Source organism: Pseudomonas sp. NY15437 (genome assembly GCF_048068435.1).
Lineage (GTDB): Bacteria > Pseudomonadota > Gammaproteobacteria > Pseudomonadales > Pseudomonadaceae > Pseudomonas > Pseudomonas nitroreducens_B.
In genome coordinates this window covers 22,003-45,906 of sequence record NZ_JBLUQC010000019.1, presented here as the reverse complement: position 1 = coordinate 45,906, position 23,904 = coordinate 22,003, and the positions used below count along the sequence as shown (strand labels likewise).

Genomic DNA, 23,904 nt, shown 5'->3' with positions numbered 1-23,904 from the left:
CCCATACGTTGATGCTCGGTACTGAAGCCGGGTATTGGCGCTCGCCAGCTCCCCTGGCAAGGAGAATTTTATGGCTCACCTCATTGAGCAAATAGCTTATGTCGGCGCTACTCCGTGGCATGGCCTGGGTAATCAACTCACTCAGAAGCAACCCATCGAAGTTTGGCTACGTGAGGCTGGCATGGACTGGGAGATTCTCGAAAGTCCCGTCCACTTCAAGTCCGACGCCATCGGCCACCTGGGCACCATCCACTCGTTCCCAGAACAGAAGGTGCTCTATCGTTCTGACAACAAGTCGCCGCTGTCGGTAGTCTCCCAGCGTTACCACACCGTGCAGCCTCGTGAGGTCATGGAGTTCTATCGGGATCTCACTGAGGCCTCTGGCTACGAGCTGGAAACAGCCGGCGTGCTCAAGGGCGGGCGCAAGTTCTGGGCGCTGGCGCGTACAGGGCAGGGTGCTGCGCTCAAGGGCAACGACCAGGTGAATGGCTATCTGCTGTTGGCCACGTCCTGCGACGGCACCTTGGCCACCACGGCAACCCCAACCACCGTGCGCGTGGTCTGCAACAACACCCTGACCATCGCCCTGGACGGCTCCAGCCGGGCGATCAAGGTGCCGCACAACACCCGCTTCGATCCCAAGGTAGTGAAGAAGCAACTCGGCATCGCTGTCTCGCAATGGGATGACTTCATGTACCGCATGCGCGCACTGGCCGAGCGCAAGGTGCAGTGGCATGAGGCGCTGAGCTTCTTCATGAATGTGATGTGCGAAACCAGCCCGACCGGCGCTCTGCCGGAGCAACTGCCCAACGAACGCGCATTGCGCAAGGTCCAGGAGCTATACGAAGGCCGCGGCCGCGGTAGTCAGCTGGACTCGGTACGCGGTACCGCCTGGGGCCTGCTTAACGCCGTCACCGAGTACGTCGATCACGAGCGCCGTGCGCGCAGCAACGAGTACCGCATGGACTCTGCCTGGTTCGGGCAGGGCGCTCAGATCAAACAACGCGCTCTGGATGCCGCGCTGCAGCTCGCCGCTTAACCCTCACCCACAACACTCTCGCGCCCGGTCAGCCTTGTGCTGACCGGGCGTTTTTTATGTCTGCAGGTGAATACGATGAAAGCAACGTCATTGAACAGCAGCACCCGCAAGAAACGCCCTGCCCTGCGCCTGGTCAGCACCAAGGAGCTGCCACGCGAGGACTGGCTGCAGATCCGCAAGCAAGGTATTGGCAGTTCGGATGCAGCCGCTGCGGTCGGCCTCAATCCCTACAAATCGCAGCTGGAACTGTGGTTGGAGAAGACCGGACGCGATGCTCGCTTGCCGAAGGCTGATCCCCACGATGAGGAAAGCCCGATGTACTGGGGCAATGTCCTGGAACCCATCGTGGCCTGGCACTACAGCAGGCGCACCAAGAACCGCGTACGACGCATCAACGCCGTACTGCAGCATCCCAATCCAGAGCTGCCCTGGATGCTGGCCAATATCGACCGCGAGGTAATCGGGGCCGACGACGTGCAGATCCTCGAATGCAAGACCGCCGGCATAAATGGGGCACGCCTCTGGAAAGAAGGCGTGCCCGAGTATGTGCAGTTGCAGGTCATGCACCAGTTGGCGGTTACCGGCAAACAGACGGCCGACGTGGCGGTGTTACTCGGCGGCCAGGCGCTGGAGATCCACCGCATCGAGCGGGATGAGCAGATGATCGCTCGCCTGATCGAGCTGGAGCGCAAGTTCTGGCAGTACGTGGAGACCGATACGCCTCCGCCGGCCGATGGCACCGCATCTGCTGAAGCGGCCCTGCGTTGCCTCTATCCAGAGGACAACGGCCAGGTCGTCGATTTCAGCCGCAATGCCGGACTGACCGCCGCCTTCATCGAGCTCAAAGCCGTTCGACAGTCGATTGCCGACAAGGAGAAGCGCGAGGCCGAGCTCAAGCAGATGTTGCAGCAAGCCATGGGCGATGCCTGCCGGGCTGAGTTCGCCAGCGGCTATGTCAGCTGGCGCAAGGCCAAGGACAGCATCGGCTTGGACGTCGTCCAGTTGCTCAAAGACAAGCCCTACCTGCAGGCCAAGTACCCGCTGCTGAAACCCGGTGCGCGGCGCTTCTTGGTCGGCTGAATCCAACCGCTTCCATCTGTTCCCTCCCCCCTTGGCCAGTCCGTGCAGTTCACGCTGCATGGCTGGCCTTTTTTCGTTTCCAGGAGAACCACCATGTTGAAAGGTCTAGCTCTGACACCCCCGGTGATTGGGCGCATCTCCATCGGCAAAGTTGTTGAGAAGAACGGCAAGCGTCTGCCGGAAAAGGATGATCAGTTCACCATCACCTCACAGGTGCAAAGCAAGGATGGCTGGCTACTGCACCCGCTCAACGACCAGCTGCGCCAGGGTAAAGAAGACAAGCTGCGCAGTATCCCGATTCGCCTGATGTTCAACGAACCCGAGCTTAATTTCCGCGCCGACTACACCCTTTTCGATCGGCAAACCGGGCGACCGGTTTGTGTGGGTAATGGGGAAACCTGCAAGCGCATTGGCCAGGATGGAATCCAGTCACTGCCCTGCCCCTCCCCCGATGCCTGCCCACTGGCCAAAGGTGGCGCCTGCAAGCCGTATGGCCGACTGAATGTCGTCATTGGCGATGACGATCCGCTGGGCAGCTTTGTCTTCCGTACCACTGGTTTCAACAGCATTCGTACCCTCGCGGCCCGCTTGAAATACTTCCAGGCCATTTCAGGCAACCGTCTGGCCTGCTTGGCGTTGGAGCTGCGTCTGCGCGGCAAGTCCACCCGGCAAAGCCATGGCACGCCAATTTTCTACGTGGACATCACGCTGCGTAGCGGTATGAGCGTGGAGGAGAACCTGCTGGCCGCCAATCAATTGGATGAGGCACGGCAATCAGCTGGCTTCGATCAGCGCGCGCTGGATAGTGCAGCGCAACAAGGGTTAGGCAATGGCACCTTTGAAGACAACGAGGAGGACAGCAGCGCCATTGTCGATGAGTTCTTCCCGCTCACCGAGCCAGCGCCCGCCATCAGCGAGCCCTCATCCTCACAGCGCATAACCCTGGCCGCCAAGCTGGAATCGCTCAGCAGCGAATCGAGGCCCTAAACCATCAGGAGACTCACCATGGAAACACGATGCCTGATCTGCGAATCGACCCTGGTCATCACCAAGGCTCAGGCGCAAGCATTCTCGCTTCTGTTGGGAACCTTAGGCGGCTTCTTGGACGGCTTTTCGCAGAGGCGAGACCAGCGCAGTGGACACGGAAACCGCAGTACCGGCGAAAACTTTCAGGCCGGGCTGGAGCTGGTTACAAGTGCCGTAGAAAGCGCTACCTCTGGGTGTGCCCAAAGCTGGGAGTTCGCCCAGGACGTTCAGCGTTATCACTTCGGAGAATTCGACTGCCTTTGCCTGCGCTGCGGTGCACGTTTCGACCAGCACCTCAGCGATACCGTCACGCCCCAGCCAGGCGATCCGCCAACTGCTCGACCATCCCAAGGATCAGCTGGCGATCCGCAGGTGCGACCGTAGCCAGCAGGCGGCTGATTCGCTGGGCCTGGTCATCGGCTCGCGGACTTGCTTCTGTCAGCAAGTCCGCGGCCTCGCACTCGAAAATGGCAGCAAACTCCAGCAAGCGAGAAATGTTGGGGATGACGATACCCCGCTCGATGCGGGAAACCGCCTCGCTGCCAATACCAAGCCGCTCGGCAACGTCCTCTTGCGTCATACCCGCGCGGACACGCTGCTTGGCAATCGCTCGACCTACAGCTTCAGCCAAGTGCCTCTGATCAATCTCGGACATGTCGCCTCCCATCTCGCCCTGGATGGTTGGCGAACCACTTATTGACATGAAGGACCTAAAGAGTTGAATCTCAACCTCTAATGCCTACACACGACTTAAACAGCTAGGGAATCATCTCTGCAGGATGCAGCCCGCTTCAATCCCCCCCTTTCATTTTCAGACCATTCGAGGATCACATGAGCCTGCGAAAGATCATTCTCGTGCCATTTCTGCCCCTGGCTCTGGCCGGATGCAACGACGCCATCGATACCGTCAAGAACGGTCGAATGAAAATCAACGATCAATACACCGTCGACCAAGCATTCAGTAATCGAAGCATTTGCGACAGCGTCGATTGGAACGTCATCACCGATGATAGAAACAGAGAACTCGTCCAGTACAAATGCCATATCACCGGCATCGAGTCGTACTACGAACGGGAAAAACAACGCACCCGGGAGAACTTACTCAGCGGCTTCGATATGGAAAGACGTGCTGCTCAAGTCCACTTGGAACCGGCACGCATGGAGGTGGAGGCAGCCGAAAACGCGCTGAATAAACCGCGTCCTACCAGCAGTGTCTCCTTGGACAGCGACCAGCTCAATGAGCTGCTGGCCCAGGAGGCCTTGCTCACCGAAAATCCCCCTTCACGATCGCTTCAGAACTACACCGGCAGCCCAGAGGTTGCTGAAGCCGCGCAGCGCTACTTCCTCAGCTACGTGCGTGACCCAGCCTCCCCTCAATTCGCCGCGCACAAGCAGAACGAACGGGAGCTGCTTCGGACCATGGAGGCCGCACGCGCCAAGGTGCAAGTCGATATTGACGAAGAACGCGCTCGCCTGAGCGAAGTCCAGAACGCTCGAGGGCAAGAATCTGTTGCTTATGCTCAGCAGCGCCTGGATCGGGCAAAAGAGATTTATGAAAACCTGCAAAACTCCGTTGCCAAAAAGCTTGAGGAGCTGGATGCCCAGCACGCTGCCAAGCTGAAGCAATTTGACGATGCCGCCGCCATAGAGTCAGTGGCCGAGGTCTTTCAGTGGGTCGTAAAGGGAGAAGAGATCGAGCTCGTTTGGTCGGGACTGGAAGGCACCTACAGCAACGAGCAGGTCAAGAAGTTCGGTCATATAGATCGGCTTGGAAGCCTACAAGACGTCTACCGCAATAGCGCGGAAGCCTATTCAGATCTGCGCCAAAAAGCGCCCCTGATGTAGGCATGCTCATGAAGCTCCTGACAACACTTGTCCCCGTACTGCTGTTGGCGACATCGATCAACGTCCAGGCCAATGCCTACTGCGACTCCAGGCGATCTGCCCAAGAGGTTGAGACCTGCTATCGACAATCCCTGACGGCGCTCAAACGAGCTGTCGACAAGGGTCTCAACAAAATCATGAGTAGCCCGAACTACAGCGAAGGAACCAAGCAGAGCGTTCTGGAGGAACAACACGCTTGGGAGCAGAGCGTCCAGACCAACTGCCAGAACTACGCTTGCGTTGAATATCAGTTCCAGGGCCGGCTGCTTCAGCTGGGCCGAGTGAAAGCAGATCCAGCATCGTCAGCAGTGGATGCCGAAGCGTGCTTGAATGCCTGGATCGATGCCTATCGACAAGAAGAAGGAGACGAAGTCGCGATCATCCACGACCAGATCACCGAATGGCAGCAATGGTGTAGCGAAGGCCGCTTGCCCTGATGCTCCACTGACATAGCTGACCTGAAATACCGGTTCAGCTAATCCCCCCTCAAACCGCCAGATCACTCGATGGTCCGGCGGTTTTTTTATGCCCCTGCAAACACAGCCGTATGGAGGTCCTATGACTGCCAAGTTCAAGGCCGGCGAGTCCGCTGGCACCTATATCGCCGATGCACCTGTGACCGAAGCCGATATCGTGCAGATGGCACAACGCCTAGCCAGCAAGCGGCTGCGTAAAGGCCAGGCCTTGCATCAACCCAAGGAAGTCTTTAGCTATCTGCAGATCCTGCTGCAGGGCTATGAACACGAGGTATTTGCACTGCTACTGCTGGACTGCAAACACCGTGTCATTCGATTCGAGGAGCTGTTCCGCGGCACCCTGGATGGTGCCAGCGTCTACCCACGGGAGGTCGTCAAGGTTGCGCTGGAGCACAACGCTGCAGCAATGGTGATGGTGCATAACCACCCTTCCGGCGATCCTGAACCCAGCCAGGCAGACCGTGTGCTGACCAGTAGACTCAAACAGGCTCTAGAGATGGTGGGCGTACGCACGCTCGACCACATTGTTGTGGGTGCTGAAGGCTGCGTATCGCTCGCCGAACAGGGATACCTGTGAAACTGCGACGGGTCTTCCTTGAAGACACACATCGAGATTGATCATCACCGGATAGATCCAGCGTGGGCAGCGTAGCAGCTGCCCACGTCGATCCATGCCCGATATTTTTTTGCATTGAGAGACCAAGGCCAAGGTCAAGGTCAAGGTCAAGGTCAAGGTCAAGGTCAAGGTCAAGGAGCCTTCTACACCTGCAGACGGGCGCGATGACAACCCCATCTGCGATTGCATCGTAGGGTTACAGAGATGCCTGGCCATCTCGCTCCCGAAGCCGAGCCAGAATCCATTCCTGCACCTCGGACTCAACCCACGCTACAGCCTTGCCTCCCAATGCAACCGAGCCAGGGAAGCTCCCCTCCTTCATGACCTTGTAGACAGTAGAACGGCCAAGACCGGTCAGTCGCATCACTTCTTTCAGTCGAATCAGCCTCATGGTCGGCACTCCGATAGTTAGTCCATGAGATGGCTCAGGGCTGTGCGGTTTGAAGACGGCTAAGCTGGCTCATGCCAAAGTTACGCTGCCCGTCCCCATACACCTTGCTCTTCTTTTTGGCGAAATAGCTCAGGCGATAGAAGACCGCACGAAACTGTTTCTCAAAATCTTCGTGCTGAACCTGTAGAGGCGATACGGGGCGTGGTGCGAATAGAACGCCCTTCATAGCGACGGCCCAATCTAGGCGCAGTGCCACACCCCAGGCCTTGAAAATACGGCCTGCAAGCATTTGGTCATAACTGCAATCAACTGACTGTAACTTCGTATAATCACCCAGAGAAAAATAGGCATCATGATTCAGCATTAGCGCCAGGTGATAATGCGGATAGCCAGCACCGTTCCACTCGCGCACCCATACATACCGAAGCATCGGGTCGTACGCTCTCTTCCCCGCTGCAGCCTTGACAGACCGGACATGTTCGAGTTGGCTTTTAAGGGACTCGATGAAGTCGGTTATTGCCCGTTGGGGCAGAAAACATCCGGCGGGCACGTGTAGATCTACCCTGATCACTGTCCACCGTGGGTGGATCATCACAATATCTGAGAGCAAGGAGTGGATGTTCTCCAGATACTCAGACTTAAGGACATGGGGTGGGACAGGAAGGCCTCGCCATTGAAGCGAGCCAGGTGGTGGTTGGAAATACATGATTAGCTCCTATGATGAGTTTCATAGGAGCTACTCTGATCGGTAAATATTTACACACTAACGCCTAAAAACCACACTTATCACCACCAACGCCAATAACAAACAATCCAACACCTAATAATAATATTAACTAACCAACATTAGTGCACCCTCAAGGCAACACCTCACCCTTAAGCTGCTCCGGCAGTTCCGACTGATAGCGCTTATTATTTTCAAGTAATTTCGCTCCGAACTTATGCCCAGCGTCTTCATCCTCGGTTACAAGGTCCATCCGCATATAAGCAATTCCGTTAGCTATCACCGGATAGCAACATAGCCTTGCCCCACGCCCTAAATCTCTTGCCTGAAACGACACGGGCAATAGCCGCCTCATTTCATGGACTAAAAACAGTGATACCTGTTCGGCAAAGCTGAGCAAGGCACGAGTGCGCGAATCAAGCTCATACGAGTCGATTTCCTCAATAACCGGATTGCCAGGTCTCTTCATAATGCCTAATAGGCCTAGCTCTATTACTAAGGCAATCTGAATTTTTGAATATAAAATACGGCTACCCCAGAAATCCCCTTCTGTTGCGGAAAATGCATGCGACAGCGCGACGCAACACTGCATGAGCACATAGTAACGTTCTTGCGTGAGACCCCAGTACCTGGAGAGCTCACCTCGAACGGCAGACCACTGGCAGCTGACACCTTCAGCTCCGCGCTCAACCAGACTTACCAGACTATCGCCACTTAAAGCATCCTCATTTCCCGCAAACCATCCGAGCAACCCACTCAGCTCAACACTCCAGCTAAACCCGCAAGACCAGGATTCAATTAGATCCGGACCAAGGAGAAAATAAGCTTTTATCTTATCTTTCGAGCCGCTCTCAGTAAAAGTTGACAATGACGATACCAATAACCTTTTACCATGGAGCTTATCTAACATCCGAATGACATCGGAACGATCACTACCGCTATCCTTAGCTAAGCTAGTAATGCTTCGACCATCCAGCACACCAGTGCGCGAGCCATCGGTCAGCCCCCAAAGAAAAGCCAAGAATGATCGCTCCGATATAGTTAGATCACTGAAGGGCTTTTCATCCGACTTGAGAATTCTGAGCACTAAAGGGGCGACAAGATCAGCTCGCTTGGGTTGCTGCAAAGACTCCGCAAATCCATTATCAAGCCGATAGGTGGTTCTTGGGCGCCCACCTGTAGGCTCCTGCGCTTTAACTAAAAGGCCCTTCGAAACCAGAACAGCCAAGCAACGTGCAACTCCATCCTTACTGAATCCAGTGTCCTTGGCTAGCTGCTGTGCACCAGCTGAAACAACCTGCCCTAGCCGTACTAGAGAATAGACCCTGACCAACTGAAAAAGCAGGTATCGCGCCCTTAGTGAAATATGGCTATCCGCTAAGAAAGCGCGAAACGAGAAAGCTTCTAAAATGTCTTTATCCTGAAATTCCACCCCATTGCCACTCCATACAAATCACACGTAATATCACACGTGATACGATCTGAAAATAGCATGAAAACCATGAAAAGAAAACAAAGCACATATGAGTGGCTAAACAAAGACCCAGGCATCAAGGATTGGCTGATAGATACTACTTTCCCTAATGCGAATGATAAATTCGCACTTATAGTAGCGCTTAGCAATCTCGCGGAAGAAGATCTAAGAAAAATAAAGCAACGCTGGAATTCGCACTCTCACAGATCAAAACGAAGATCTATTAGTTGCGACATAACACCAGAAGCTTTTAGTACGCTCAAAAAAATACAAGGAAAACGAAGCCTGACCGAGACTCTTGAGGAAATAATTGATCTTAACTACGAAGCAAAAAAACACTACAAGCATTACTTTGAAGAAAAGCTCAAAAGCAGACGACCTAAAAAAGATATTGGCATTTCACGGGAGTTACATAATTTCAGCAACGCTCTCGAGAAGACTGCAGCCCACCGACCAGAACTCTCTAAACTGAAAGGAAAAATAGAAGAACAAGAAGGCCAGATAGCCACGCTTAGGCTCATAGCTCTCACTTTGGCAGAAAAGCTACTAAACGAAGGAATCTCATTAGACTTGAGCATCACAGAGCATTTAAACAAAATTCTACAATCATTGAGCTCTGGGACTTATGATATTCCTAGCGAAAAAAATCAGATGGAATAAATACGGACAGCCAAGTAATTAGCATTGAGCACATAAGTCCCGCCTGCACCATACTGCTATCCGAATCACCCCTAATTTCGCAAAAACCTTTGAGCGCCCGAAGTTAGCCAAAGCAGTCGCTCGTCGGTGGCCGCTTTCAGCCGATTCTGTTGAAAAAGTCCAACTTCAATTTTTGCCCGAGAAAGTAGGCGCCTTACGTTGAAATCTGAACCAATTTTCGGCACTGAGCTGCCCCAGATTTCGCGCAGCGACACGTCAAACGCGCGTTTTTTCGGCGCTGCGCGAGCGAGCCTGGACGACATCGACTTTTTCAACAGAATCAGCAAATAGCGGACATTTGCACTCTGTAGCGTAGATGATCCTGATTTCGTGCTCAGTGCTTTGAAATGGGGGCACCTAGAGGACATACCATAGGTAGGGCTGGTAAGGATTCCCATCCGACCAGAACGCCGCCTCTTTCAAAAGGTGATGGACTATGCTTGGAAGTGGCGCGTACATTGCCAGTTTTTGAGGAGCTTCCTGGCGCGGTATTCCATATTCCCATGTCCCATCCGGCGAGATCGTGGATGCGGACGGAACTAGAGGTTGGATGCTGAGTTGTTCGGAATTTATTATCTGGTCCGTAAGAGTAGATAAGCCGGTTATAGTCATTATGGATGGCTGGGGAAGGCGCGATATTATGCAGTTTAGTGACTCCGCCATGATGGGGGGCTACTACGGCAACTGGCGGGGGGTATTGGAGCGATTTGGGAATGTGACTATATGCGCAGTCCCCCGTTAGTAGCCAGCTAGAAGGAAACTGCGGATCGTTATTTTCGATTGCTAACACTATTCCTGAATTGTTTCGCGACGAACCAATTCCGAGTGTGAATTTCAGAAGTTGACTATTGGGCAGCCTCGACGACCCGGCGGAGTCTTTGGGCATGTCTAGGACCAGCAGTCTCCCACCTGCTGAAATTATTTCATGAGCAAAACTTTTGTGCACTGCATCTAACTGTTGCCGAGGGACCACCCAAGTTAAGGAAAAGGCTTTGGATTTTATACGCAATGCACCAGCCCAATGATCTTGATCCCAGTGCGACAAAATAACCAGAGGATTGTTGCAAGTGCAAAAATCCAGACCTGCTGGGACTGTTGATGCGTGTGCGCCTATCCCGCACCCCATATCAAAGTAAACAACTGGGCAGGTCTCGTTAGTGCTTGAAATCAACGCATTAGAATTACCTTGCCCTACATCATAAATAGCCAGGTAGTCAGCGCTGAGAACGCGACTTGCTAGCTCTTGCTCAAGTTCCAAGGTGGAAATCTTATCAGCGGCCGCCAACGAAAACTCGTCATTAAGTTTTCTTCGATGAGACGGTTTCACTTTTGTGATCTTTAACTTTGCATCGGTAGGTGGGTTAAATAGATTTGTATAGAGTTTTGCGTCACCCGCCCCTACTCCGTATTCCAGTATGTAGATGTTGAACCAGTTATTTTCGTATGATACTTCAAGTTCCTCTATGCTCTTGAAGCCTTCCTTCTTGACTGTGGTTTCAATCTCGACCCTGAAGATTACCGCCTTTTCATAGGGGCTTACGCTGAAACTGCTGAGTGGGTCCGCTAGCCGATAACTCTTCTTTCTTTGAATGCCGCAATTATGTAGATCTTCTTTAAGGATCGCATTGTAGGAAATGATCAGTAGTCCATTTTGCTCATCCAGAACTTCAATGTCGTCGACTTTTCCATAGGCACTTCCGTCTTGAAAGTCTATATCCCTTGGGTCGACGTCCTTATCCAAAAAATAATTCAAAATTGCTATCCATGTTAATCCGCTTTCGTGCGCCTGCTGACGCTAAATATGAAGCGGTCACACAGGCGTTTGGTTTTGAGAGCACAATATTTCGCAATGTCAGTGATATTTTATTCGGCGGTTATCGAACGCCTGCTTTGTTCCCTCAAGCACTTTCACTGTGTGACCATTAATCACCGGACTCTCAATTCCCCCTGCGGTGTAGGAAATCTTGTGGCCATTCGCTCGTTCAAAATTCGACCAGACTATCTGCTCTGCATCACAGACCACAGCAAGGTTAGGGTTATGCGTGACCATGATGATCTGCCGACGCTTTTTCGCCTCGGTAAGAACAGGTACGAGAAGGCTTACCACGGTTTCGTTATCAAGGTTCTCTTCAGGCTGATCGAGGATTATCGGGTTTCGCCCCTTATCTACCAGCAAGTAGAAAATCAGCAACAAAGCACCACGTTGTCCAGGCGACAACTGCTCAATCTGTGCATCTTGGAATAGCAGCGAGTAACGAGGCTCCAAGTAGGACAAGTCAAACAGGAGATCATAGACCTCATTGGCGCTTTTATCCTTACGCAACATGGAATCGATGCCGTACTCAACTTTATCGCCAATCGTGGCTGCCGCAGCTGCGATCTTGTCATGTAACGATTGAGCAAAACTAATCGCGTCCTCTCGTTTATCAAAGTCGGCGTTTTCACCCAATCGACGAACCGTGTTGTAGCTCTCGTCCTCACCGCGGAACTCGCCAACGTTCTGCTTCAGCAAAGAAAACAGGCTCGTGGCAAACGCGTCCATCGAGCCACCAAGTTTTGCCTTGAACTGGAGCTTGTACTCATCCCGGATCAAACTGTTGCCCTGAATCAGCTCCTGGACAGGCTTGAACAATGCCTCTCTGGCTCGGCGCTGAGCATTGAGAATGTCATAAATATCGCCTGCTAACTTCTGCCGGAGGGCTCTATGCGCCGCCAGCATTTCAGGTACCGCATCAAGCTGAGAAATCCTGGCTTCAAGCCCTTTTACGGTTTCTGGTAAATCATCGGCACCCAACAGAGATTGGTGCTTACGCTGCCAATCCTCGAAAGCAAGCAGATAGTTCTGATAGGCCAGTTGTGGCGCATCCAACCTTGCCTTCGCATCGGTCAGTCTGTCCAATAGCCTTTGGCGCTCACCGTCAGCATCAGCGTATTTGCCGCGCAGAGCAGCTTCCTCAGCCTGAAAATTTTCTTCGAGCTGTCCTATCGGTCCGAGATTGACTTCAAACTTTGCAACATCCGAGGCGGTAATACCCAGTAGATCGAGGTCTCTTTTCGAGTCTTGCACAAACTGATCATAGGTTCGCTGAAGCAAGTGAACTTGCTCTCTCACGTCCTTCACAGCTTTTATTCTTGCCGCGAGCTGCGCGACATTTTCAGTATCCTGGGTTTTCTGATCATCCAACCGCTTTAAGTCGGCAGCTATTGCCTCAAGGGCTTTCGCCGTCTCTTGCTGCTCTTCAGACAACTCGATTGAAGGCTTTTCCATGTCTGCGGGCTTGAGATCTTCATGTTCAGCCACCTGTCGACGCTTGAGCGCGAGTTGTTCCATCAGCGTCTTTTTGATCAGCGGATGAAGCTGACTTTCGTAACTAGCGATCTCAAGATTCACTCGCTTGAGGTCTTTTCTGAACTCGTTCAACCGCAAGCGGAACGTGCTCTCTTGCTGCTCAATCAATTGGTCGAAATCCAACGCTCCCAAGCGGATTGCTTCGTCAGCGTGGGAAAAGATGACGGCTCTTAGCTCATTCTCAAACGCCTCAGATTTTCCGGTGACGTGCGCATTACACAGATCCTCGAAGTGACCTTGAGGGATGTAGCGCACCATCTCAACCTTTTCCGCTGGCGGGTCATCATTGAGGTTACAAACATTAACGGTCCCATCATGCCATTGCATGGAGCCCTCGAAATGCCGCGCGGGATCACCAGAGCGACCTCGGAAACGCTCTCTTCGAAGAAACGAAAAGTGGCTGGTCTGGCGGGAGTGGCCCAACAACGCGAGGACGTCAGCTAGAGCGCTCTTACCGCTGCCTTTGTTGCCGATTATCGCAACCAGATCAGAGTTTAGCGGGAGCTGGACCTCATCCAGCCAGCGGGACGTCAGGTCAGAACCCTGGGACTTGGTTATCCGAACATGGTCGATGAAATACGTTTTGTTAGCCGCGATCTCGCCAAGCTTGGGCGGCGTCATACCGATGAACGAGCGCTTCGCAGGCTCCCTAATCGCCTGCTGTAAGCCACGAAACGTAGGGTCCGCCTTGATCCAGGTCTTTTTGTCCGAAGGGAAATCACCGTACCCTCGCCGGTCATTGCTGCCAGCAACGCCTTTGAAGCAATGCGCGTCGCTCCCTGCTACCACCAGCCTTGAGACATCCTTCAAGCCTTCCCTGATTCCGGCGTAGAACTTGGCATTACCGGGGGTTTCCTCGCCAACAAAGGCAGCTCGAATATCCAGGTTCCGGCTCTCAAAAATCGGAGAATTACGTACCAGGCCGATGAAGAAAGCATAGTGCTCTGTCCATTTCACATCGCTTAAGCCATCGTTGGTGTCATACGGCATAAAGCCAATAGCTTGCTCGTCAGGTACCTTAGCTATCGCCTCCTTGTAGCTCTCGCATGTCAGCTCAGCGATTTTTGCGCCTACCACATATGCGTACTCATCGTCAGCCACAACCTGCTCTGCCTTGAGTCCGTGACGATTGAGCAGTGACCCTGGAACCTCCCTCGCGTATTCAATCAAAGCACGATCCGACAATGGCCTTCCGTTTTCAGCCAGTCGGAGGTGAGAAAGGAAGTCTTTGAGCGCCTGATCATCAAGCTCGTTGGAGAACAGGACATGCGCGTTTAAACGACCTCGCATAGGGGCCGCGAGCCTAAGTTCAATTCCTGGAAAAACGGCCTTGGTAAGTGCTGGTGCGCCTGGTTCACCTAGCCTTCGCTTCAGCGCAAACCATCCATCAAACGTCCAGTAATCCATCAGCGCAAAAACGTCAGGCTCTGCTTCGTTCAACGCATGGATCATTTCATCCACAAGGGCCGTATTGGCAGGAGCGGCCGGATTGTTCCGATCAAACTTCGCCCCCTTCCACTCAAATGAAGCAGGAGTATGAATATGCAAATCCCACTGCCGCCACTCTGAACCACGTTCACTGCCGCGTTGAACCGCCATTTCGCCACCTTCCTTATGCCCTGAAAACTCCACCCAGCCACATGCCGTAAGGCGGATTGAGCGATACTATGTCGCGTTGCCATCATCGACAAGCGCATCAATCCAATGGGTGTTAACGGCATAATTGCCGCGCGATTGCTCCCCACTGAACTGTCCCACAGACGATGGACACGAAGGTAAGCCCCCTCTTCTTGCTCAACCTCCGTAGGGCAAATACCTGAACCTGAAACATCCATCAATGCTATGGCCGCTCCTGGCCGATTCTGTTGAAAAAGGCCCACCGCGATTTTTGCCCGTGAAAGAACGTTGGTGACGTTGAAATCTGGCTCGCTCAGAAGGCGGCGCTGTCATGGATTTTACTTAGCGACGCCAAAATCGAGCGTTTTTTGAGCTATCGAGAAGCGGTTCTCCTTGAGACCGACTTTTTCAACAGAATCGGCCGATAGCTGAAATTGACCGATAGCAGGAATCGCGACGCCGTAATCGGCCATCGCAGCCCGCCCCAGCTCTTAGAGGTAAAAAGCGATCTGCTTCACAGCAGAAGCACGAAGTGCGCATACGAAACGGAAACTGAATGCTGTAGAGATGGACAATCCCAGGCCCCGCAATGAGAGCACAGAACAAAAGCTGAGCCTCCGTCCACTGAACAAAGACGGCTGACAGCTAACCAGCTTCACACTCGAAAGCAGCACAAAATTCCGGTGGCACAAAAAGTGGCACAAAATTCAGCGTATAGATAAAACACCCGCCCATAAAAAAATCCAGTCACCGCTAAGTGACTGGATTTTTTAGGGTTTTTTGGTCGGGACGGAGTGATTCGAACACTCGACCCCTTGCACCCCATGCAAGTGCGCTACCAGGCTGCGCTACGCCCCGACGTTGCTTCCGAGTTCCCCCAGAAGCGGATCGCACTATACCCCAAGCAATTGCATTGGAGAAGTACTTTTTTCATTTTTTTCAGTTACTTGCGCAGCACGTGCAGCACGTCTTCCAATTCGGCGATCATTTGCCGGATCAGTTGCTTGTACTGGGTGGCGTCTTCGCGGGCTTCGTCTCCGGTGAGGCGCTGACGAGCGCCGCCGATGGTGAAGCCCTGGTCGTAGAGCAGCGCGCGGATCTGGCGAATCATGAGGACATCCTGGCGCTGGTAGTAACGCCGGTTGCCTCGTCGCTTGACCGGGTTGAGTTGCGGGAACTCCTGTTCCCAGTACCGCAGCACGTGCGGCTTCACCGCGCACAGATCGCTCACTTCACCAATGGTGAAGTAGCGCTTGCCCGGAATGGGGGGCAGCTCGTCGTTATGACTTGGTTCCAGCATAAGCCTCAACCCTGGCCTTCAGTTTCTGCCCTGGACGAAAGGTGACGACGCGCCGGGCGGTGATCGGGATTTCCTCTCCCGTCTTCGGGTTGCGTCCGGGACGCTGGCGCTTGTCGCGCAAGTCGAAGTTGCCGAAACCCGACAACTTCACCTGTTCGTTATGCTCCAGCGCCTGGCGGATCTCTTCGAAGAAGAGCTCCACCAGTTCCTTGGCTTCCCGCTTATTCAGGCCCAGCTCTTCGTACAGACGTTCAGCAATTTCAGCTTTCGTCAGAGCCCCCATACGCTACTTCCTTAACGTGGCGTTGAACCTTTGTTCCAGCGAGGCGACGATATTCTGCGTAGTCGCGTTCACCTCGTCATCATTAAGAGTGCGTGATGGATGCTGCCAGGTCAAGCCAACCGCCAAGCTTTTTCTAAGCGGATCAATGCCTTTACCGTGGTAGACGTCAAAGAGCCTGAGGTCCGTCAGCCATTCGCCTGCCGTTTCTCGGATATTTGCCAGGACGAATTCGGCCGGGGTATCCAGATCGACGATCAGCGCGAGGTCACGGCGCACCTCGGGGAAGCGCGACAGCTCGCTGAATTTCGGCAGGCGGCCCTTGGCGACTTCGGCCAGTACCAGTTCGAAGACATAGACCGGGCGATCCAGGTCCAGCGCCTTGGCCAGCTCCGGGTGCAGGGCGCCCAGGTAGCCGACCAGCACGCCGTCGCGCTCGATCTTGGCGGTCTGGCCCGGGTGCAGCGCCGGGTGCTCTGCCGGGGAGAAGGTGAAGGCATCGATGGCGCCGGCGTTACCCAGCAGTGCTTCGACATCGGCTTTCACGTCGAAGAAGTCGACGCTCTCGCGGCCGTTGGCCCAGCCTTCCGGCTGACGAGCACCGCAGACGACACCGGCCAGCATGTTTTCCTGCACCAGCCCTTCCAGCTGACCAACAAAGCGCAGGCCGCTTTCGAACAGGCGAACGCGGGTCTGCTGGCGGTTGAGGTTGTGCTGCAAGGACTTCACCAGGCCCGGCCAGAGCGAGGCGCGCATGGCGGCCATGTCGGCGGAGATCGGGTTGGCCAGCATCAGCGGCTCGACGCCAGGGTGGAACAGCTGGAACAGCTTGGGATCAATGAAACTGTAGGTGATGGCTTCCTGGTAGTCGCGGGCGACCAGCAGGCGGCGCAGCGCCGGCAGTTCGGCCTGAGACTCGGACTTGGTGTTCGGCGCCAGGCGAGCCTGCGGGTAGCGGACCGGCAGGCGGTTGTAGCCGTACAGGCGACCCAGCTCTTCGATCAAGTCGACTTCGATGGAGACGTCGAAACGATGGCTCGGCACACCCACGGTCCAGGCATCGGCACCCGCTTTCTGAACGTCGAATTCCAGGGCAGTGAGCAGGCGCTCGATCTCGGCGTTTTCCAGGGTCATGCCCAGCATCTGGGTGACGCGCTCGGCACGCAGGGTGACCGGCGCGACCTTCGGCAGGTCGGCTTCGCTGACTTGCTCGACGATGGGGCCAGCTTCGCCGCCAACGATCTGCAGCAGCAGTTCGGTGGCGCGCTCCATAGCGCGGCGGGCCAGCTGCGAGTCCACGCCACGTTCGAAGCGGTGCGAGGCATCGGTGTGCAGGCCATAGGAACGGGCCTTGCCGGCAACGGCGATATTGTCGAAGAAGGCGCTTTCAAGGAACAGATCGCGAGTCTTGGCGCTGACGCCGCTGTGCTCGCCACCCATCACGCCGGCGATAGCCAGGGCGCGCTCATGGTCGGCGATCACCAGCGTATCGGCACGCAGGGTGACTTCCTGGCCGTCGAGCAGTACGAGATTCTCGCCCTCCTCCGCCATGCGTACGCGCACACCGCCCTTGATCTCGTCGAGGTCGAAGGCGTGCATCGGCTGGCCCAGTTCGATCATCACGTAGTTGGTGATGTCGACGGCGGCGTCGATGCTGCGAATGTCGGAACGGCGCAGGCGTTCGACCATCCACAGGGGGGTCGGCTTGCTGAGGTCGACGTTGCGAATGACGCGGCCCAAGTAGCGCGGGCAGGCCTTGGACGCCAGCAGTTCGATGCTGCGCACTTCGTCGATGCGCGGGGCAACGGCGCTGACCACCACCGGCTTGACCTCGGCGCTGTACAGCGCGCCGACTTCGCGAGCGAGGCCGGTGAGGGACAGGCAATCGCCACGGTTCGGGGTCAGGCCGATCTCGATGGAGGCGTCGTCCAGTTCGAGGTAGTCGCGGATGTTGGCGCCCACCGGCGCATCCGCGGCGAGCTCCATCAGGCCGGCGTTCTCTTCGCTGATTTCCAGCTCTTTGGCCGAGCAAAGCATGCCGTTGGATTCAACGCCGCGCAGCTTGGCCTTCTTGATCTTGAAGTCGCCCGGCAGTTCGGCGCCAATCATGGCGAAGGGAATCTTCAGGCCCGGGCGCACGTTGGGCGCGCCGCAGACGACCTGGAAGGTCTCCGAACCGTTGCTGACCTGGCAGACGCGCAGCTTGTCGGCGTCCGGGTGCTGCTCGGTCGACAGCACTTCGCCCACGACGACGCCGCTGAATTGGCCGGCAACCGGGATCACGGCGTCGACCTCGAGGCCCGCCATGGACAGACGAGCCAACAGCTCGTCACGGGATACCTGCGGATTTACCCAGCTCCGCAGCCACTGTTCACTGAATTTCATCCTGCTCTCCTGAATGCGTTGACGGTCGTGCGGGCTAGCGGAACTGGCCGAGGAACCGCAGATCGTTGTCGAAGAACAGGCGCAAGTCGTTCACACCATAGCGCAGCATGGCGAGACGCTCGATACCCATGCCGAAGGCGAAGCCCTGGTACTTCTCCGGGTCGATGCCGGACATGCGCAGCACGTCGGGGTGGACCATGCCGCAACCCATGACTTCCAGCCAGCCGGTTTGCTTGCAGACGCGGCAACCCTTGCCGCTGCAGAGCACGCACTGGATGTCGACTTCCGCCGAAGGCTCGGTGAAGGGGAAGAAGGACGGACGGAAGCGGACGGAGAATTCCTTCTCGAAGAAGGCGCGGAGGAATTCTTCGATGGTGCCTTTGAGGTCGGCGAAGCTGACGTCTTCATCGACCAGCAGACCTTCGACCTGGTGGAACATCGGCGAGTGGGTCAGGTCGGAGTCGCAACGGTAGACGCGTCCCGGGCAGACAATGCGAATCGGCGGCTTCTGGCTTTCCATGGTGCGGACCTGCACCGGCGAGGTATGGGTGCGCAGCAGCATGTTCGCATTGAAGTAGAAGGTGTCGTGCATGGCACGAGCCGGGTGGTGACCCGGAATGTTGAGCGCTTCGAAGTTGTGGTAGTCGTCTTCGACTTCCGGCCCCTCGGCCACTTCATAGCCGATGCGGGTGAAGCACTGCTCGATGCGTTCCTTGGTGCGGGTGACCGGATGCAGGCCGCCGGAGGACTGGCCACGGCCCGGCAAGGTCACGTCGATACGCTCGGCTGCCAGCTTGGCGGCGAGGGCAGCGCCCTCCAGCTCGGCCTTGCGGGCGTTCAGCACATCCTGAACCTGTTCCTTGGCGACGTTGATCAGCGCGCCGACTTTCGGGCGCTCTTCGGCCGGCAGGTCGCCCAGGGTCTTCATGACCTGGGTCAGCTCGCCTTTCTTGCCGAGGTAGTGAACCCGGATCTGCTCCAGGGCGTTGACGTCTTCGGTGTTTCGCACGGCGTCCAGGGCCTGCGAAACCAGCGCGTCCAGGTTTTCCATGTACCAACTCCAGATACAAAATAGGGGAAGAGCGGTAAGGCTCTTCCCCTATCGGTGACGTTACGTCCGGACCGAGATCCGGTAACTGTCGTGGGGCTTAAGCCAGGCTGGCCTTCGCTTTCTCGACAATCGCGGTAAACGCCGCTTTTTCGTTCACAGCCAGATCGGCCAGGACCTTACGGTCGATCTCGATGGCCGCCTTTTTCAGGCCAGCGATCAGACGGCTGTAGGACAGACCGTTCTGACGAGCACCAGCGTTGATACGGGCGATCCACAGGGCGCGGAACTGACGCTTGCGCTGACGACGGTCACGGTAGGCGTATTGGCCAGCCTTGATTACCGCCTGCTTGGCAACACGGAACACGCGCGAACGCGCGCCGTAGTAGCCTTTTGCGAGCTTCAGAATCTTTTTGTGACGACGACGGGCAATCACGCCACGCTTAACACGAGCCATTTATTTATCCTCTACCAGAAATCAACGCAGACGCAGGGAGCGTGCTACACGGCGAACGTCGGAAGCAGCGAGCATCGAAGTGCCGCGCAGCTGACGCTTACGCTTGGTGGTCATTTTGGTCAGGATGTGGCTCTTGAAAGCGTGCTTGTGCTTGATGCCACCAGCAGTCACTTTGAAGCGCTTTTTGGCGCCACTCTTGGTTTTCATCTTTGGCATGTTTAGTACTCCGCATTCGTTAACAACTGATAACCATCAGGCCTGCCAGTGCCCGGGAGGTTATTTACGCTTCTTGGGAGCGATGACCATCATCAGCTGGCGTCCTTCCAGCTTAGGATGCTGTTCCACGGTGCCGATTTCAGCGAGGTCGTTTTCGACTCGCTTGAGCAGCTCCATGCCCAGCTCCTGGTGGGCCATCTCACGACCACGGAATCGAAGCGATACCTTGGCCTTGTCCCCTTCATTAAGGAAACGTACCAGGTTGCGTAGTTTTACCTGGTAATCCCCTTCTTCCGTCCCTGGACGAAACTTGATTTCTTTGATCTGTTGCTGGTGCTGGTTTTTCTTCGCAGCAGCGGCTTGCTTCTTCTTCTCGAAGAGGTGCTTGCCGTAGTCCATGATGCGGCAGACAGGGGGCACCGCATCAGCAGAAATTTCCACCAGGTCCAGCTTGGCCTCGTCGGCTTGACGGAGGGCCTCGTCGAGGGAGACCACGCCAATCTGCTGACCGTCAGCACCAATCAGACGAACCTCACGGGCGGTGATGTTCTCGTTGATCGGCGGTTTCGGGAGAGCCCGCTTATCCTGTCTCATTTCACGCTTAATAATGATTACTCCGAGTCTTGGCGACCACGCCGGGAAACCGCCTGAGCGAGCAGCTCAGCGAACTGGGCGACCGGCATCGAGCCGAGGTCTGCCCCTTCGCGCGTACGTACGGCGACGGCCTGCGATTCAACTTCCCTATCACCGATAACCAACAGATAGGGAACCTTGAGCAAAGTATGCTCGCGGATTTTAAAGCCAATTTTCTCGTTTCTCAAGTCAGACTTGGCACGGAATCCGCTTTGCTCGAGCTGACGCACCACTTCTTCGGCCCATTCGCCCTGCTTGTCAGTGATATTCATCACCACGGCCTGGGTCGGCGCGAGCCAGGCCGGGAACTGGCCAGCGTAGTGCTCGATCAGCATGCCGATGAAGCGCTCGAAGGAGCCGAGGATCGCGCGGTGCAGCATGACCGGGCGGGTACGGCTGTTATCTTCGGCGATATAGCTGGCATCCAGACGCTCCGGCAGGTTCGGGTCGTACTGCAGGGTGCCGCACTGCCAGTTACGGCCCAGGCAATCCTTCAGAGTGAACTCGATCTTGGGACCGTAGAACGCGCCCTCGCCCGGCTGGTATTCCCACTCCAGGCCGGATTCGTTCAACGCGTCGGCCAGCGCACTTTCGGCGCGGTCCCACAGCTCCTCGGAACCGACGCGCTTGGCCGGACGCGTGGACAGCTTCATCGAGACATCGGTGAAGCCGAAGTCCGAATAGACCTGCAGGGTCAGCTTGATGAAGTCCGCCGCTTCCTTCTTCACCTGTTCTTCGGTGCAGAAGATATGGGCGTCATCCTGGGTGAAGCCACGCACGCGCATGATGCCGTGCAGCGCGCCGGACGGCTCGTTGCGGTGGCACGCACCGAACTCGGCAAGGCGCAGCGGCAGGTCGCGGTAGGACTTCAGCCCCTGGTTGAAAATCTGCACGTGGCATGGGCAGTTCATCGGCTTGACCGCGAAGTCACGGCTCTCCGACGAGGTGGTGAACATGTTCTCGGCGTAGTTGGTCCAGTGGCCGGAACGCTCCCAGAGGATGCGATCGACAACCTGCGGGGTGCGCACTTCCACGTAGCCGTGCTCGCGCTGTACCTTGCGCATGTACTGCTCGAGCACCTGGTAAACGGTCCAGCCGTTCGGGTGCCAGAAGACCATGCCCGGCGCTTCTTCCTGAAGGTGGAAGAGATCGAGCTGCTTGCCGATGCGGCGGTGATCGCGCTTCTCGGCCTCCTCGATGCGCTGGATGTACGCGGCCAGCTGCTTCTTGTCCGCCCAGGCGGTGCCGTAGACGCGCTGCAGCTGCTCGTTCTTCGAGTCGCCGCGCCAGTAGGCGCCGGAAATCTTGGTGAGCTTGAAGGCCTTCAGGAAGCGGGTGTTCGGCACGTGCGGGCCGCGGCACATGTCCACGTACTCCTCGTGGAAGTACAGGCCCATGGCCTTCTCGTCCGGCATATCGTCGATGAGGCGCAGCTTGTACTCCTCACCACGGGCCTTGAAGGTCTCGATGACTTCGGCGCGCGGCGTCATCTTCTTGATGACGTCGTAGTCCTTGTCGATCAGCTCGGCCATGCGCTTCTCGATGGCCGCCATGTCCTCGGGCGTGAAGGGGCGCTCGAAGGCGATGTCGTAATAGAAGCCTTCGTCGATCACCGGGCCGATGACCATCTTGGCGGTCGGGTACAACTGCTTGACCGCGTGACCCACCAGGTGAGCGCAGGAGTGACGGATGATCTCCAGCCCGTCCTCGTCCTTCGGGGTAATGATCTGCAGGGTCGCGTCGCTGTCGATGATGTCGCAGGCATCGACCAGGCGGCCGTTGACCTTGCCGGCCAGGGTGGCTTTTGCCAGGCCCGCGCCAATGGATTGCGCCACCTCGGTCACGCTGACCGGATGATCGAAGGAACGCTGACTACCGTCGGGAAGAGTAATGATGGGCATGGCGCCTCCTCTCCTAGTGGTGACCCCTACGAAAGGCCACATGGGTTGGGATGTGCCAGTAAGCGTCGTCCGCCGGGCAAGCCTGCCTCACAGTGGCAGGCGCCTTGTCGGCACCCTGCGCAGTCGCGCGCGGACGTAGATCACTGGAAGAAATCGAAACGTGCCCGCAAACGATAGCGGGCAAGGCGCACGATGTTACTGCAAGTTGGGGAAGCTGACGAGCGGCAAGCCTGACTTCACTCAGTACTGCTCGACAAATTCCAGAACCGCACGATTGAAGGACGCGGGACGGATCACATTCATGCCGTGCGACGCACCAGGAATGATGATCGACCGCGCATCGGCGAGCGTCGACTGCAAGGCCTGCAGAATACGCGGAAACGGTTCCGGACTTCTGGCTCCGCCAATCAGCAACACAGGCAATTGCAACTGCGCAATCTGCTGATGGTTGATCGGGACTGGATGATCAACCACCTGTCCGATCAAGGTCATGGCATTGGCGGCCGCCATCTCGCGAAACTGCCGCGAAGAACGCGACCAGACTCCCACGCCACTGACGGTATCGACAAAGAGTCGCAAGCCCTCCTCCACCGACCCCGCGCGAATCATTTCCAATGCCTGCTGACGAAACTGATTGCGCGCCATCGAAGATGCTGGCTTTTCGATATTTACCGCGGCGAATACATCATCGGCAAAGTCGCCCCCAGGATCCGCCAGTGTCAACGAAAGTAATTTCCGAGGCGCCTCCAGCGCCACGCGCAAACAAATATTACCGCCTCGTGAATGCCCCACGAGATGAGCCGGGCCAGGCAATTGATCAAGCAATGCCAACACATCATTCACATGCTGCTGGGTGGTAAACCCCGCACCATCTCCATTCCAGACTTCCGGAAAGTAGTGGCGCAAGCTGGGCGCTATCACCCGGTAATGGGCAGATAATGCGTCGAACTGCCCCTGCCAGTAGCGATAGTCGCAGAGCGACCCATGCACCAGCAGCAACGGCGCGCCCTGGCCGGCGACCTGGCACGTCAGTTCATAATTATTGACCCGGTATTGCACTATTTCGTTATTCATCTACAACCCGCACGCAACGCACCACAATAAAGCACACCGATTGCACAAGGGCGACGAGTCCACGAAAACCCGAACCATGCCCTTTAGCTCGCGCATTATGGTCCACTGCTTTCTTAATCCCCTACCCCTTTGTGCACGACCCACCTCGCAAGTGTGTATTTCCCAATCGCAACAATTCATATATTCAGTTGACGCGAACAATCACAAGCACACAGAATCGCACCGAACTAATCAC

23 protein-coding genes and 1 tRNA gene are annotated in these 23,904 nt (G+C 55.9%); 7 read left to right on the top strand and 17 right to left on the bottom strand.

Features of this window, described 5'->3' with window-relative positions; translation table 11 throughout:
• Nucleotides 1–70: 70 nt before the first annotated feature.
• The 3 genes from ACNFIA_RS28940 (at nt 71) to ACNFIA_RS28930 (ending at nt 3,106) form a co-directional block, all read left to right on the top strand.
• The gene (locus tag ACNFIA_RS28940) at nt 71–1,039 is read left to right on the top strand and encodes a DUF932 domain-containing protein (RefSeq protein ID WP_416790471.1); all 969 of its coding nucleotides are present in this window, start codon (nt 71–73) and stop codon (nt 1,037–1,039) included.
• 75 nt (nt 1,040–1,114) lie between these two features.
• A complete protein-coding gene (locus ACNFIA_RS28935; protein ID WP_416790536.1) occupies nt 1,115–2,119 on the top strand; it encodes a YqaJ viral recombinase family protein in 1,005 nt (334 codons plus the stop codon).
• 93 nt (nt 2,120–2,212) lie between these two features.
• A complete protein-coding gene (locus tag ACNFIA_RS28930; protein ID WP_416790469.1) occupies nt 2,213–3,106 on the top strand; it encodes a hydrolase or metal-binding protein in 894 nt (297 codons plus the stop codon).
• A 346-nt stretch (nt 3,107–3,452) separates the two neighbouring features.
• Here ACNFIA_RS28930 and ACNFIA_RS28925 read toward each other — a convergent pair whose 3' ends face one another.
• Nucleotides 3,453–3,800, bottom strand: coding sequence for a helix-turn-helix domain-containing protein (locus ACNFIA_RS28925; RefSeq protein ID WP_416790467.1), 348 nt, complete (start codon nt 3,798–3,800; stop codon nt 3,453–3,455).
• Nucleotides 3,801–3,976: 176 nt separating this feature from the next.
• Between ACNFIA_RS28925 and ACNFIA_RS28920 the strand changes: the two genes are divergently transcribed.
• The 3 genes from ACNFIA_RS28920 to radC all read left to right on the top strand — a co-directional run bounded on the left by ACNFIA_RS28920 (nt 3,977) and on the right by radC (nt 6,082).
• Entirely contained in the window at nt 3,977–4,990 is a 1,014-nt protein-coding gene (locus ACNFIA_RS28920) for a hypothetical protein (RefSeq protein WP_416790466.1), read from the top strand.
• A 2-nt stretch (nt 4,991–4,992) separates the two neighbouring features.
• On the top strand, nt 4,993–5,466 hold the full coding sequence (locus ACNFIA_RS28915; protein ID WP_416790464.1) for a hypothetical protein: 474 nt from the start codon (nt 4,993–4,995) through the stop codon (nt 5,464–5,466).
• A 121-nt stretch (nt 5,467–5,587) separates the two neighbouring features.
• Nucleotides 5,588–6,082: a RadC family protein gene (gene radC, locus ACNFIA_RS28910; protein WP_124984803.1), complete on the top strand. Its 495-nt coding sequence runs from the start codon at nt 5,588–5,590 to the stop codon at nt 6,080–6,082.
• A 235-nt stretch (nt 6,083–6,317) separates the two neighbouring features.
• Here the strand turns inward: radC and ACNFIA_RS28905 are convergent, their stop codons facing one another.
• The 3 genes from ACNFIA_RS28905 to ACNFIA_RS28895 all read right to left on the bottom strand — a co-directional run bounded on the left by ACNFIA_RS28905 (nt 6,318) and on the right by ACNFIA_RS28895 (nt 8,668).
• Nucleotides 6,318–6,512: an AlpA family transcriptional regulator gene (locus ACNFIA_RS28905; protein ID WP_124984804.1), complete on the bottom strand. Its 195-nt coding sequence runs from the start codon at nt 6,510–6,512 to the stop codon at nt 6,318–6,320.
• Between the two features lie 34 nt (nt 6,513–6,546).
• Complete coding sequence (locus ACNFIA_RS28900) at nt 6,547–7,218, bottom strand: inovirus Gp2 family protein (RefSeq protein WP_416790463.1); 672 nt, start codon at nt 7,216–7,218, stop codon at nt 6,547–6,549.
• Nucleotides 7,219–7,369: 151 nt separating this feature from the next.
• Nucleotides 7,370–8,668 (bottom strand): hypothetical protein, encoded by a 1,299-nt coding sequence (locus ACNFIA_RS28895; protein WP_416790462.1) that lies wholly within the window; start codon nt 8,666–8,668, stop codon nt 7,370–7,372.
• Nucleotides 8,669–8,728: 60 nt separating this feature from the next.
• Between ACNFIA_RS28895 and ACNFIA_RS28890 the strand changes: the two genes are divergently transcribed.
• Nucleotides 8,729–9,370, top strand: a complete 642-nt coding sequence (locus tag ACNFIA_RS28890) for a hypothetical protein (protein ID WP_416790460.1) — start codon at nt 8,729–8,731, stop codon at nt 9,368–9,370.
• A gap of 373 nt (nt 9,371–9,743) precedes the next feature.
• On the opposite strand, the gene ACNFIA_RS28885 is transcribed toward ACNFIA_RS28890, so the two are convergent.
• The 13 genes from ACNFIA_RS28885 to ACNFIA_RS28825 form a co-directional block, all read right to left on the bottom strand.
• Complete coding sequence (locus ACNFIA_RS28885) at nt 9,744–11,162, bottom strand: hypothetical protein (RefSeq protein WP_416790459.1); 1,419 nt, start codon at nt 11,160–11,162, stop codon at nt 9,744–9,746.
• 99 nt (nt 11,163–11,261) lie between these two features.
• Entirely contained in the window at nt 11,262–14,357 is a 3,096-nt protein-coding gene (locus ACNFIA_RS28880) for a TrlF family AAA-like ATPase (RefSeq protein ID WP_416790458.1), read from the bottom strand.
• A 356-nt stretch (nt 14,358–14,713) separates the two neighbouring features.
• A complete protein-coding gene (locus ACNFIA_RS28875) occupies nt 14,714–14,848 on the bottom strand; it encodes a hypothetical protein (protein WP_416790457.1) in 135 nt (44 codons plus the stop codon).
• Between the two features lie 308 nt (nt 14,849–15,156).
• Nucleotides 15,157–15,233: transfer RNA gene (locus tag ACNFIA_RS28870), tRNA-Pro, on the bottom strand.
• 85 nt (nt 15,234–15,318) lie between these two features.
• Complete coding sequence (locus tag ACNFIA_RS28865; RefSeq protein WP_015476661.1) at nt 15,319–15,675, bottom strand: MerR family transcriptional regulator; 357 nt, start codon at nt 15,673–15,675, stop codon at nt 15,319–15,321.
• On the bottom strand, nt 15,656–15,958 hold the full coding sequence (gene ihfA, locus ACNFIA_RS28860; RefSeq protein WP_003090661.1) for an integration host factor subunit alpha: 303 nt from the start codon (nt 15,956–15,958) through the stop codon (nt 15,656–15,658). Before ihfA ends, ACNFIA_RS28865 begins: the two co-directional genes overlap by 20 nt.
• A 3-nt stretch (nt 15,959–15,961) precedes the next feature.
• On the bottom strand, nt 15,962–18,340 hold the full coding sequence (gene pheT, locus ACNFIA_RS28855; protein ID WP_416790456.1) for a phenylalanine--tRNA ligase subunit beta: 2,379 nt from the start codon (nt 18,338–18,340) through the stop codon (nt 15,962–15,964).
• A 34-nt stretch (nt 18,341–18,374) separates the two neighbouring features.
• Nucleotides 18,375–19,391 carry a phenylalanine--tRNA ligase subunit alpha gene (gene pheS, locus ACNFIA_RS28850; protein ID WP_259754001.1) on the bottom strand — a complete coding sequence of 339 codons (1,017 nt, stop codon included), beginning with the start codon at nt 19,389–19,391 and terminating at the stop codon, nt 18,375–18,377.
• A 97-nt stretch (nt 19,392–19,488) separates the two neighbouring features.
• Nucleotides 19,489–19,845 (bottom strand): 50S ribosomal protein L20, encoded by a 357-nt coding sequence (gene rplT / locus ACNFIA_RS28845; protein ID WP_003099086.1) that lies wholly within the window; start codon nt 19,843–19,845, stop codon nt 19,489–19,491.
• Between the two features lie 21 nt (nt 19,846–19,866).
• Nucleotides 19,867–20,061, bottom strand: coding sequence for a 50S ribosomal protein L35 (gene rpmI / locus ACNFIA_RS28840; protein ID WP_017516491.1), 195 nt, complete (start codon nt 20,059–20,061; stop codon nt 19,867–19,869).
• Nucleotides 20,062–20,121: 60 nt separating this feature from the next.
• Nucleotides 20,122–20,673 carry a translation initiation factor IF-3 gene (gene infC / locus ACNFIA_RS28835; protein WP_178119621.1) on the bottom strand — a complete coding sequence of 184 codons (552 nt, stop codon included), beginning with the start codon at nt 20,671–20,673 and terminating at the stop codon, nt 20,122–20,124.
• Entirely contained in the window at nt 20,673–22,595 is a 1,923-nt protein-coding gene (gene thrS, locus ACNFIA_RS28830; RefSeq protein ID WP_259754000.1) for a threonine--tRNA ligase, read from the bottom strand. Before thrS ends, infC begins: the two co-directional genes overlap by 1 nt.
• A 240-nt stretch (nt 22,596–22,835) precedes the next feature.
• Nucleotides 22,836–23,669 (bottom strand): alpha/beta fold hydrolase, encoded by an 834-nt coding sequence (locus ACNFIA_RS28825; RefSeq protein ID WP_416790455.1) that lies wholly within the window; start codon nt 23,667–23,669, stop codon nt 22,836–22,838.
• Between the last annotated feature and the right edge of the window lie 235 nt (nt 23,670–23,904).